Raw genomic sequence first — 12,257 nt, 5'->3', positions numbered from 1 at the left:
TGTCGACCACTCGCGGTGGACACGATGCGAGTTCTCTAGATAGGCAGCCCAGCGAGCATTATGAGCATTATTCCGGTAATCGTCAGTGGCGGTGCGGGGTCGCGCCTCTGGCCCCTCTCCAGAGAAGCGCACCCGAAGCCTTTCATAGTACTGCCAGACGGCGATACGCTGATTGGAAAGACGTATGCGCGTGCCCGGGCGCTCGCCGGTGTTGAAAACATCATCACTGTTACCAATCGCGAGCTGCTCTTTTTAACTGCAGATGCCTACGCAGCAACCGGAGCCATGCCTGTTTCTAATACTTTCCTGCTGGAGTCGGTAGGGCGCGACACTGCAGCGGCGGTGGCGCTCGCCGTGGTTCATGCGGTTGAATCCGGTAACGCCGACGCGGTGCTGCTCGCTATGCCGGCCGACCATCTCGTGTTGGACGAGGAGGCTTTCGGTAGGGCTGTCCAACGTGCCGCCTCCTTGGCGGCGACCGGCCGGATTGTGACCTTCGGCATTGTACCTGAGCGTGCGGAAACCGGCTTCGGATACATCGAGGTCGATGGGGAGTCCGTTCGCCGGTTCGTCGAAAAGCCCGACGCCGAGACGGCTGCATCTTACGTGGAAAGTGGTAGATTCCTCTGGAATTCGGGCATGTTCTGTTTTGCCGCCCACACTATGCTAGAGGCCATGGAGGCCCATTGCCCCGATATTCTTGCGAGCGCCCGTGAGGGCTACAGACGCGGACGCCGCAACGACTCTCACGATCGGATAACCGTGGAAGTTGATCCCGCCACATTCGGAACGGCTCCTGCGATCTCCATCGACTATGCAGTTATGGAGAAGCTCGAGGATGCAGCGTGTGTGCCGACAGCTTGCGGCTGGTCGGACGTCGGATCCTGGGCAGCTATTGCCGAACTTGTCGAGCCTGATGCCGAAGGCAACCGCGTTATAGGCGAGACCCTCCTCGAGGCGACATCCGACAGCTTCGTCTATTCAGAAGATCGACTGGTCGGACTTGTCGGTGTTTCAGACCTGCTGATCATCGATACGCCTGACGCGCTCCTCGTCGCCCACAAGCAGAATGCCCAAAAGGTGAAAGCGGTCTTCAACCGTCTACGCGATCAGAATCATGAAGCAGCTAAATTGCACCGTACCGCGCACCGACCGTGGGGCACCTACACGGTCCTTGAGGAGGGTCCGCGATTCAAGATCAAGCGGATCGAAGTCAAGCCCGGCGCACGGCTGAGTCTTCAGGCACATCACCACCGTTCCGAACACTGGGTGGTCGTATCGGGGACAGCTAAAGTCGTCAATGGCGACAAAGAAATCATGCTGACCACGAACCAGTCAACTTACATTCCTTGCGGCCACAAGCACCGCCTTGAAAACCCAGGCGTCATGAAGCTGGTGATGATTGAGGTGCAAAGCGGAGATTACCTTGGAGAGGATGATATCATTCGCTTTGATGATGTCTATGGGCGCTCATAGCGACGGCAAAGATCTTCGTCCCTCGATCAGACACCCCGCTAGGAGCCAATATCACTGTGTCGTCAAAAGGCCGCCTGTTTCTCGTCGATCATATGTGCGTCCTCCCTTACGGACACAATCTCAATGCGCTGATCCTTTTTGAAGATGCCTTCAAAGAGCACTTCAGCCAGTCCTTCTGTTTGGCAAGCAAGGATCTTCCCGACTATGCGGAGCAGTCGGTTCGTGTCCAGCGAGTGCTTTATTATCCATATAGCGGAGTACTGGCGCGTTCCCCCAAGAAGAAACCGTCCGACAAGGCGGTATCGGCGCCGCGCCAACGTATGGCGGATATAGCCAGGTTAGCGCGCAAAGTGGCTTTCACGGCCATATTCGAACTTACCCGCCACGATCTTGTCCGGACCTTCACAATGCGCGACTGGAGGAGGGTTTTCAGCAAATATGAAATAGACGCTACCGATGCGATCTTTTTTCCGAGCGCCGACTTCTACGGCTGCGCAACCTTGCTAGACCTCGTTAGCGATCTTCCCGAATCGCGCAGGCCGAAGATTCATTTGCGACTCATCGGCGTAGCCGAAAATGCGCGTTATGCTAGGAGGTCCGCGCGGCCGGAATTCTTCAACAGCATCCGGAGAGCAGCTCAGCTAGGAGTGCGAGTGACTCTGTCGGCCGAGACGCCGGCTTACGTGAGTTATGTCGAGCGCCTGACGGGGATGCCAGTCGCCTATTTGCCATATCCCCTGGCGAATGTTAGGCATGCTGTGAACTGGAATGAAATCAAGACCATAACCTCACCTGGTCAGGGTCGGGCCGATAAGGGCTTTTTTCGGCTCTTCCCGATTATCCTGGCGTTGCACAAGCTCACGCGCGACGAGTTCCACTTCGACGTGCAGAACATGCGGACGAGCGATAGGGATTACAGGGCCCGCTACTCCAGCATCCTTGCCAACGTTCCGAACCTTCGATTGAGACCAGCTCGCCTGAGCCAGGCGGAGATCGACGCTGCCTACGTCGAAGCCGATATTCTTCTGCTGCCCTATGATCCCGATACATATGCGCTGAGGGGTTCAGCGGTCTATCAGGAAGGCTTGGCAATCGGACGTCCCGTCGTATGCAGCAGGGGCATGGGCGTGTCCGATCTCGTCACGCGCTATGGGAACGGCTTGCTCGCTACGACCGATGACGATTTTGCGAGCAAGATCACCCAACTCTCGCGACTGCCCAAACACGAGGTCGATCAGATGGTCACGGCGGCTCGGCAAGCGTATGAGCAGGACTTCGAGGCCGGTCGGAGTCTAGTCGCCAAGGAACTTGCCCAGTGACCAAACCTGCACTCGCCTTCATCGGCCATCCATTTCACACCAAGACTCGATCAAACAATTTTTTCATCGAGATTCTGAAGCGTGAGTTCGACGTTCACGTCTTTTACATCGAACCCGACCCGCGGGCCTTGATGGAAGAAATTGCCAACGCTGGCTATGAACTGGTCGTATGCTGGCAGACGGAGTTTTGCGCGCCCTACTTTCTGATGCGCGGGTTGCGCGTGGTGTGCGTACCCATGTTCGACGGTGTGGAACGCGCACCGGACTGGTATTGGCTGACGATGCGGCAGGCGCGTTTCATCAGCTTTTCACAGGAGTTGCACAGGAACCTTCGCAGACTGAACCTGGAAAGCTATAGTTTCCGCTACTATGGGCACTCTGTGCTCGAGGTGCCCCAAGCCAAATTCGATGGATTGCGAGCCTTCTTTTGGCAGAGACGGCCCGAAGAGGGGGTCCACTACAAGTTCGTCCGTCACTTGTTGGGCGACGTCGTCGACGCGTTGCACGTGCATAACGCGCCGGATCGCGCCAAGCCCGAGGATTGGGAGCCGGACAACGCCGCGACGGTAAGCCATTTCAATGACGATGGATCAGCCTACCGACAGGCTCTGGAAAAGGCCAATGTGTTTGTCTGTCCCCGACATACCGAGGGCATCGGCATGTCGATGATAGAGGCGTTGGCGCGTGGAATGTGCGTAGTTGCTCACAACAAGGCTACCGCAAACGAATACATCGTGGACGGCGTCAACGGCCTACTGATCGATTTCGCGCAGCAGCCGAAATTTAAATCCGCCCCATCGGCGTTCACGCGAAAGAAAGAGCTTCTCCTCGACGTCGCGATCGCCGAACGGCTGGGGCAGAAGGCAAGGGAGATGTATTTGGCCGGATATCGGGCGTGGCTAGAAGACGAGCCGAGAATTCCGCTTTTAGTTATGAGCGCGCCGAAGGCGGATCTGGACGCCTCCGATCGCAATTTCGCCGATACCTACCTGAGCATCTGCAAATTCGCGCATCGCGATTTTGGCCGCTTTCTGTTTGAACTGCTTCGGCTGCGGCGGCGCGGTCTGCAGGGGCATGAAGCGGCATCCGTCACCATGGCCGACCAGATCGCATGGAGCTTGAAACGTATTCCAGGCGCGGTGATCACTGCAAAAGTCGGGCGACGTACACTGCGGGTGGTTCGATCGATAGTAAGGCGATTGGCCGAGTAGGACACTATTTCGCTTCCAGTATTTCGTTGATGTCCCCGTAGCCGACGAACTGGCCGTTCTCCAATCGCAGCGCCTTGTTGCAGAGCCCGCGGAGCAGGTTCTCGTTGTGGGAGGCTATGACAACGATTCCGGTACTGGAAATGAAGTCGTTCATGCGATCGGCGGCTTTCGCTTGAAACGACTTGTCACCCGCGCCGATCCACTCGTCCATCAATAGGATATCCGGGGCAAATGCGGTCGAGGCGGCAAACGCCAAGCGAGCAGCCATTCCCTGGGAATACGAGCGCAACGGCATGTCAATGAAGTCGCCGAGCTCACTGAAGTCGATAATGTCGTCCATCGCGGCCTCAATCTGCCTTTTGTCCCAGCCACGAACGAGCCCGCGGAGATAGATATTGCGTCGACCTGTCGCTTCTGGCTTGAAACCAAGGCGTGGGTTGAAGAGTGCTTCGATTCGCCCGCTCGATTCGATCGAGCCGGCAGTCGGTTCTAGAATGCCCGCGAGTGTCAGCAGGAGCGTGGACTTGCCGGCGCCATTGGGCCCTACCAGACCAAGTCGGTCACCTGCCTCCAACCTGAAGCTAACACCGTCGAGTGCGCGGACGGCCCGTTTGCCATGGCTGTCGACAACGAACTTACGGTCCACTGGCTGTCTCTTGTGACGCACAGCGCCAAGGCCGCGCCTCAGAACCGGAAAGTCCACCCGCAATTGGTTTGCAACAAGTAGTGCCATTAGAGCCAGTGCGCGAGCTGTGAGCGGTATGACTTGAAAACAAATAGCGCGACGCCCCATAAGGTCAGCGTCGTAAAAAACCAAACAAGGATGGCGTCCAACGGAATTACACCTTCGAGGATGGGCGTTCGAAATAGCGACAAAAAATAGCTGAACGGATTATAATAGGACACTTGGGCAAGAACTGTGTTTGGCGCAGGCATCCAAATAATAGGCGTCGCGAAGAATAGAAGCCTAATGCCCGTGTTGATGAATTGCTGCAAATCCCGGCTGAATACGCAAAGCATGCCCAAGAGCAGTTGAACTGGCACCGCAGTAAGCACATACATCGGTATCGCCACAAGCGACAATAGAATGCCGATCGGATTATAATACCCAAATAACACTATTAGCGCGATGGCCACGACAAGACTGATTAAATCCTGTAATCCGATTTTAAAAATATTCTGGTAGACGTAAGTGGACATCGGGAGCCTCACCCCCTTGATCCACCCCTCGGAAGCAATGAATACATTGGCGCCGGACGTGATCGTGGCGGAGATAAACTGCCAAGAAAGGAACCCCGCTACGACCCATGTCGAGAATAGCTGGGTAGATTGATCATTCAGTCCGGAAAAGATGAGAATTTTAACTAGGGCGAACGTACCGAAGGACACGCCGATCCAGACAAGACCCAGAAGGGTACGGCGATAGGCGTGGCGGAGATCCTCGTAACCCAGCGCCGTCCAGAGGCGCCATTGCCGAAAGCCCGAGGCAAGATCGTGAAATGCGACATTCCACTCCGTAGGCTTTAGTTGCTTTCTCGCGGCTTCGTTCATATGTCGGGAGCACCAGTTGCGCGGGTTGCGGTCGCGTCTTTAGCCGGAAAGACCGCCTCGGTCCACCCAGCACAGCTAGCCGTACTGCCGGCCGCGCTGGCCGATAGAGATCGGCTGGACTATCGACCCATGCTGTGCCATGTAGCGGCCTCGTCGTGGCTCGAAAGTCTCGTGCCCTGTTGGCAAACACGGAGGTTGTAATGCTCTTTCTGTATGGTGCTTACGGAACAGGAAACCTAGGTGACGACGCCATACTCAAAGCAGCTCTCGAGATCCACGGCCGTAACAATTGCAAGGTTGTTTCCTACGGTTCGCCCTTTTTAAGGCAAGAGGTAGATTACATTGACCACTTTGCCTTCATCGACAACCCTAAAGAATTTCTGAGTCCGGGCGATACTCTGATTTTCGCTGGGGGTGGGTTGTTTTGGACGGCTTCCCATGCCGCAGTCATGCGGCGCTGTGCGGAGAGCGCCCGCGAGATCGGGTGTGACGTGCAGGTGGAGCGGCTCGGCGCACAAGGCGTGCACGCTGCCATTGACGATGCAAAAATTCTCTTCTCGCTTTGCAGCCGCATTTCCGTTCGCGACCATTTTTCCGTCGACCTCCTGAAGCAACTGAATGTCACGGATAGGGCCATCTACGAGCCGGACTTTGTTCTTGAGCTGCGCGACAAACCTGCGAAGAAATTCAACAAAGAAAGGATCGTTGTAGGCATAAGTCATTCCGCAGTTCCGTTCTATTATGATGAGGCGCATCGGCGAAAGACGCTTCACATTTATAACTTAATAGTTGAGCGATGCTTTGGATATTGTGACTTTGTGTATATACCTCACACAAGACACTTCAATGTGATAGCACAGAATGATGTTATATATGGCGAGTATTTCTGGCAGGCGAGCCGTGGTAGAATTCAGTCTCTGCCTTTCCCATCGACCGTCGAAGAGCTTCTCGAATACTACGCTGGTGTCGACGTTGTGTTCGCGTGGCGGTATCACGCACTGGTGCTGGCAAAAGTAATGGGTGCGGCCGCCGCCTTTCTCGGCCAGCCGGGTGGACACAAATATAGTGCCTTCGCAAAAGAGCATCAGCTGCCTCAGATCAATTTCGATCTGGAGCCGATTGAGGTCGCAGCGTCCGCCGTTCGTCTAATCAACCGGGTTAGCAAAAAGCGCGAGCAGGTAGGCGTCACTGCGAGCTAGTGAGGGTGGCGCGGTGAACTTTGTCAGGACGATGCATCATCTTGCCGCCAGCGGCGGCACACTGATGTCGAAAGCCCTGGCAGCCCAACCCAAGGCAATTCTACTCAGCGAGATCGGTCCATTCGTAGGGCAGGTCCGTTTCAATCCTTTCGACCCCGTACAACAGTTCATCCGTCGGTACTTGGCAGTAGACGAGAAGCTTCTGCCCGGCGTGCACCGGGGGCTTTTCGCGCGAAGGGTCTTGGCCGACCGTATCCGGCTCATCCACGAAATCGCCAGCGAGAGCGGCTATTCCCTGATCGTACGCGATCATGCTCATAGCGATCTCATGCGTCGTGTGCCCAACACCAGAAGCAGTCTGCTGCTCGCGCTCGCCGAAGGCGGTCTGACGCCATTGTCGATCGTCACCGTCCGAGATCCCATTGATAGCTGGCTCTCGAGCCGTGAGAACGGATGGCTCCATGAAGTCGAGTCCTTCGACGAATATTGCCGAAGGTTTCTCCTGCTGGTTCGCCACTTCGAGCCGGGCAAGATTTTTCGCTACGAGGACTTCGTTAGGAATCCCCAGCGGACTACCCAAGCCATATGTTTTGCACTGGAACTCGACTTCGACCCGCAGTTTGCTACACGCATGTCGACAATTCGGCTCACAGGAGATTCAGGGCGGAAGTCCAACGAGATAGTTCCTCGACCGCGCCGCACGATGGCCCCTGAAATTGTGCGGGAAGTTATGGCAAGTGTGCATTATGCAGAGATTTCGAACCAGCTAGGCTACGGCCTGCAGGGGTCGGTTGAGAAGGAGTGAACGTTGTATGGCAGGCCGCAAGCGAGCGTTGATCACGGGTGTAACGGGTCAGGATGGTGCATATCTTGCGCAGTTGCTTCTGGAAAAGGGGTACGAGGTTCACGGTATTAAGCGGCGCTCTTCGTCGTTCAATACGGGCCGTATCGAGGACATCTATCAGGATCCGCACCAACCGGATGCCCGCTTCATTTTGCACTACGGCGACCTGACCGACGCCACTAACCTTATCCGAGTGGTGCAGGAGACCCAGCCCGACGAAATCTACAATTTAGCCGCCCAGAGCCACGTGCAGGTCTCGTTCGAGACTCCTGAATACACCGCCAATGCCGACGGCATCGGCACGCTGAGGCTCTTGGAAGCTATCCGTATTCTGGAGCTAGAGAAAAAGACCCGCTTCTACCAGGCGTCCACCTCCGAGCTCTACGGGCTCGTGCAGGAAGTGCCGCAGCGCGAGTCCACACCATTCTACCCGCGTTCGCCCTACGCGGCCGCAAAGCTCTATGCCTACTGGATCGTGGTCAACTATCGCGAGGCCTATAGCATGCATGCCTCCAACGGCATTTTGTTCAACCATGAGAGCCCGCTCCGCGGCGAGACTTTCGTGACGCGTAAGATTACCCGGGCGGTCGCGGCTATCCATTTAGGCCGGCAGGAAAAGCTTTATCTCGGTAATCTGGACGCTCGGCGGGACTGGGGTCACGCTCGGGAATACGTGCGAGGCATGTGGCTTATGCTTCAGCAGGATGAGCCGGATGACTATGTGCTTGCCACGGGCGTGACCACACCGGTGCGCGAGTTCGTTGCCTGGGCCTTCGAGGAGGTGGGGGTAATCATTGAGTGGCGGGGCGAGGGGGCGGAGGAGAAGGGATATGACGCGGCAACCGGCCGGGTGCTTGTCGAGGTGGATGCACGCTACTTCCGCCCGACCGAGGTCGACCTGCTGTTAGGTGATGCTTCCAAAGCGCGCCAGAAGTTGGGCTGGTCGCACGACACGTCTGTACGCGAACTGGCTCGGGAAATGGTTGAGGCGGATTTGAAGGTGATGAAAACCGCTTCTGTGATGAAGGAAGCATGAGGCATGGCCGCATCCTATGAACTTGCGGGCAAGAAAGTATGGGTGGCTGGCCACCGTGGCATGGTGGGTTCAGCAGTGGTGCGGCGTCTGGCCAGTGAGGGTTGCGAGATTTTGACCGCTGGACGCGAGACCGTAGACCTCAGGCGCCAGAACGAGGTTGAGGCGTTTCTCGAAGGTGCGCGGCCGAGCGCCATCGTTATGGCTGCCGCCAGAGTGGGTGGAATTCTGGCAAACGATAGTTATCCCGCCGACTTCCTCTACGAAAATTTGATGATCGAGGCCAACATCGTGGCAGCCGCGCACGAGGTCGGCGTGGAACGCTTTCTATTTCTGGGTTCGAGCTGCATTTATCCCAAATTCGCGCCCCAGCCGATCCCCGAGTCGGCGCTACTGACCGGACCACTCGAGCCGACCAACGAGTGGTATGCCATCGCCAAGATCGCCGGCATCAAGCTCATCGAGGCATTTCGCCGCCAGCACGGCCGCGACTACATCTCGGCCATGCCGACTAACCTTTATGGGCCGGAGGACAATTTCGACCTCACATCAAGCCACGTGCTGCCCGCGCTCATCCGTAAGGCGCACGAAGCCAAGGCAAGAGGCGACAAAGAGATAGTCATCTGGGGCACTGGCACCCCGCGCCGCGAGTTCCTGCACGCTGACGATTGCGCTGACGCACTAGTCTTCCTGTTGAAGACCTATTCGAATACCGAGCATATAAATGTCGGGTCGGGCGAGGATGTAACCATCCTCGACCTCACGCGGATGGTTTGTCGGGTGGTCGGTTTCGAAGGCCAGATAGTCCAGGACCTCGAGAAACCTGACGGCACACCTCGCAAGCTCATGAGCGCCGATAGGCTGCGTGCCTTAGGCTGGTCTCCGCGCATCTCGCTCGAGGAGGGCATCGGCCATACCTACCGATGGTTCCTTGACCACCATCCCGACGCTCGCTTCCCGAGTTCGTCGTCAACTATCGACCGATCCTAGGCGTGGCCCTCGTCTAATGGATAGACGCATTGCCATCTTCCACGATTACTTTGCGATACGCGGCGGAGGTGAGAGGCTGGTCCTGACGCTCTGCCAGGCAATGGACGCTGCGTTGATCTATGGATATCGCACGAGCGAGAGCTATGACGAACGCCCATTTCCACGGCACTCACGCTCGCTTGGTCTCCAGGGTTTCCGCAACATCCGCGGCGTACGATTATTCGCGCTCGCGGCCGCCTTTGCCGCACGACGTGGTCTAGCTAAGGCGTTCCCTATACGCATATTTTCCGGTGTAGCCGCGTGCTTTGCCGCACCTGCCAAGGGTGCAGGTGGCGTCAACATCTTCTATTGCCATACGCCACCGCGATTTCTCTACGATCAGAAGGATTATTATCTGCGGACGCTGCCACCATGGCTGCGTGTCCTCGCTGCCTTGCCGCTCACCTTCTACGAGCGGGCTTATCGACTTGCCGTGTCTCGTATGGACGTTGTCATCACCAACTCGCAGAATACGCGCGACCGCCTCAAGCAGTTTATGGATCTCGACAGCATCGTGGTCTATCCGCCCGTCGACACAGACAGCTTTCGTTGGACCGGCCAAGCGGACTATTATTTGTCTACGGCACGTCTATCGAAGCTAAAACGAGTTGACAGGATCGTGGCCGCCTTTCGTCAACTCCCGGACAAGAAGCTCATTGTCGTGTCCGGAGGAGAAGAACAAGACGCGCTTGTTAGGATGTCGCGGGACGCGAACAACATAGAGTTCAAAGGGTGGGTTGACGATGAGGCGCTGCGCCAACTGGTTGGCCAAGCCGTCGCGACGCTGTATTTGCCAATAGATGAGGATTTTGGCATATCGCCTGTCGAGGCCATGGCGGCCGGTAAGCCGGTGATTGGGGTCGCAGAAGGCGGACTGCTCGAGACTGTCCTACCAGAAAGGACTGGGCTGCTTCTACCTCCCAACTTCAGCGATGACGATCTCGTCCAAGCCGTGCGGGAGATGACGCCAGAACGGGCGTGGTCCATGCGGGAGGCCTGCGAGACGCAGGCCTCCCGCTTCGCGCGCGAAGGTTTCGTGGCAGCCGTCAAGGCGGTCATCGCCGATGTCGCGCATCGAGATCGCGACAGGGATCAAGATGCCTCGCGCACTTGATCTGGCATTAAGCAGCGGGGAGCGTTGCGGATAGGGAAACATTTGCCATGGGTGATGATGGCATTAGTACGGTTGATCCGAGGGCGCGCATCGACCTCATAGGGGTTTCAGGATTGCTGAAGAAATCGGACGAACAAGCGCTCGCACCTGCAAACGATGCTGGACCGAAAGATCTGCTAAAGATCGTGAGGCGCGGGGCCACCGTGCGACGTTATCGATTCATTGGTGAGCTCAAATCCCTTCTGCCGTTCATCGTTATAGCCGCGGTCCTCGCATGCGCCGCTTATGCTTTTGTGATTGTGAGTGCCGGGCGGCGGGACTGGCATAATCTGATGGCCGTCTCTATCGTGCTCGTCATGGTACCGCTTTTGACCGGTATTCTGCTCACTGCAATGCGTCGACATGAGTTCCCGATCACTGCCGCGACGATTACGGCAGTGGTGATTTTCAATTTCGCCGTCGCAGTGCTCTCGGCCATTCGCATTCCCATAAGCTATGTTGGCCTTCTAGCTGCTGCACCCGCGGTCGTTATGGTCATGGTCTATGCGAACGTTCGCTTTCATCGCGAGAGGCGCGACCGGGTAGGTCTCCTGGACTTCTCCGATGCCGTGCGCGTCCGAGAACGTCTGGGCGGTAACGTGAACATAGTGACGTTCGACACCCGCGACGTAGTCGGCTTCGAGCGAGTGTTGATTGACAGCCGCGCGCACCATACGGCTGAGTGGGCGCAGTTCCTCACCCGCCTCTATATGCTGGGGGTCGAGGTCTTGCCTTGGATGAGCTATCTGGAATCCCGCTTCGGACGGGTCGACATCCAGAGTTTCGATCTTGCTCATCTCGCCTACAGCCCGAGCCAAATCTACTATTCCAAAGCCAAACGTGCCATCGACGTCGTAGCGGTTCTCGCCTCCCTGCCGGTTTCAGTGCCGCTTGGCGCTCTGATCTGGCTTTACATCCGCATAGTCGACGGCGGGCCCTCGTTTTTCATGCAGGATCGGCGAGGTTATGGCGGGCGCACCTTTCGCATCTATAAGTTCCGCACCATGTATCGTGGGTCGAACAGTGGGGCGGCGCAAGCCAACGACGGGCGTATCCTGCCCGGTTGCCGTTTTCTGCGCCTTATGCGGCTCGACGAACTCCCCCAACTCGTCAACATCTTGCGCGGCGACATGAGCTGGATTGGTCCGCGACCGGTGGCAGTCGGCATAGCTGAGGCGCTAGAAGCCGCCATTCCTCAGTATATCAACCGTCAGCTCGTTCTACCGGGACTGTCCGGCTGGGCCCAGGTCTCACACGGCTACGCCAGCAGCCACGATCAAGAGATCGAAAAGCTCTCCTACGACCTCTATTACGTCAAGCACATCTCATTCGACCTTGACCTCCTGATCCTTTTCAAAACGCTCAAGACACTGCTGTTTTGGTCCGGGGCGAAGTAACCCGTGGGTACTTCGGCGGCTTTCTCGGTGCGCCGAGCCATCGCC

At 56.9% G+C, this 12,257-nt stretch carries 11 protein-coding genes; 9 read left to right on the top strand and 2 right to left on the bottom strand.

Going from position 1 to position 12,257, the window contains the following annotated elements; all coding sequences use genetic code 11:
- Positions 1–60 precede the first annotated feature (60 nt).
- From QQK18_RS11135 to QQK18_RS11125, 3 genes are read left to right on the top strand one after another with little or no spacing between them, the layout of a single operon-like run.
- Positions 61–1,476, top strand: coding sequence for a mannose-1-phosphate guanylyltransferase/mannose-6-phosphate isomerase (locus QQK18_RS11135; protein WP_284340414.1), 1,416 nt, complete (start codon positions 61–63; stop codon positions 1,474–1,476).
- Positions 1,477–1,532: 56 nt separating this feature from the next.
- Positions 1,533–2,795: a glycosyltransferase gene (locus QQK18_RS11130; protein ID WP_284340413.1), complete on the top strand. Its 1,263-nt coding sequence runs from the start codon at positions 1,533–1,535 to the stop codon at positions 2,793–2,795.
- The gene (locus QQK18_RS11125) at positions 2,792–4,006 is read left to right on the top strand and encodes a glycosyltransferase (RefSeq protein ID WP_284340412.1); all 1,215 of its coding nucleotides are present in this window, start codon (positions 2,792–2,794) and stop codon (positions 4,004–4,006) included. The genes QQK18_RS11130 and QQK18_RS11125 overlap by 4 nt, the downstream gene beginning before the upstream one ends.
- Before the next feature lie 4 nt (positions 4,007–4,010).
- On the opposite strand, the gene QQK18_RS11120 is transcribed toward QQK18_RS11125, so the two are convergent.
- Together QQK18_RS11120 and QQK18_RS11115 are read right to left on the bottom strand one after the other, a co-directional pair.
- Positions 4,011–4,652, bottom strand: coding sequence for an ABC transporter ATP-binding protein (locus tag QQK18_RS11120; RefSeq protein ID WP_284340411.1), 642 nt, complete (start codon positions 4,650–4,652; stop codon positions 4,011–4,013).
- An 86-nt stretch (positions 4,653–4,738) separates the two neighbouring features.
- Entirely contained in the window at positions 4,739–5,557 is an 819-nt protein-coding gene (locus QQK18_RS11115; protein WP_284340410.1) for an ABC transporter permease, read from the bottom strand.
- A gap of 200 nt (positions 5,558–5,757) precedes the next feature.
- Between QQK18_RS11115 and QQK18_RS11110 the strand changes: the two genes are divergently transcribed.
- From QQK18_RS11110 to QQK18_RS11085, 6 genes are read left to right on the top strand one after another with little or no spacing between them, the layout of a single operon-like run.
- Entirely contained in the window at positions 5,758–6,756 is a 999-nt protein-coding gene (locus QQK18_RS11110) for a polysaccharide pyruvyl transferase family protein (protein ID WP_284340409.1), read from the top strand.
- 13 nt (positions 6,757–6,769) lie between these two features.
- Positions 6,770–7,561 (top strand): sulfotransferase family protein, encoded by a 792-nt coding sequence (locus QQK18_RS11105; protein ID WP_284340408.1) that lies wholly within the window; start codon positions 6,770–6,772, stop codon positions 7,559–7,561.
- 7 nt (positions 7,562–7,568) lie between these two features.
- Entirely contained in the window at positions 7,569–8,636 is a 1,068-nt protein-coding gene (gene gmd / locus QQK18_RS11100) for a GDP-mannose 4,6-dehydratase (RefSeq protein WP_284340407.1), read from the top strand.
- Positions 8,637–8,639: 3 nt separating this feature from the next.
- The gene (gene fcl, locus QQK18_RS11095; RefSeq protein ID WP_284340406.1) at positions 8,640–9,623 is read left to right on the top strand and encodes a GDP-L-fucose synthase; all 984 of its coding nucleotides are present in this window, start codon (positions 8,640–8,642) and stop codon (positions 9,621–9,623) included.
- A gap of 16 nt (positions 9,624–9,639) precedes the next feature.
- Positions 9,640–10,776: a glycosyltransferase gene (locus QQK18_RS11090; protein ID WP_284340405.1), complete on the top strand. Its 1,137-nt coding sequence runs from the start codon at positions 9,640–9,642 to the stop codon at positions 10,774–10,776.
- 47 nt (positions 10,777–10,823) lie between these two features.
- Entirely contained in the window at positions 10,824–12,212 is a 1,389-nt protein-coding gene (locus QQK18_RS11085; RefSeq protein ID WP_284340404.1) for a sugar transferase, read from the top strand.
- Positions 12,213–12,257 lie beyond the last annotated feature (45 nt).

The organism is Devosia nitrariae (genome assembly GCF_030160115.1).
In the GTDB taxonomy this organism is placed as follows: domain Bacteria; phylum Pseudomonadota; class Alphaproteobacteria; order Rhizobiales; family Devosiaceae; genus Devosia; species Devosia nitrariae.
The sequence above is the reverse complement of the archived record's forward strand: the minus strand, read 5'-3'. Positions and strand labels throughout refer to the sequence as shown.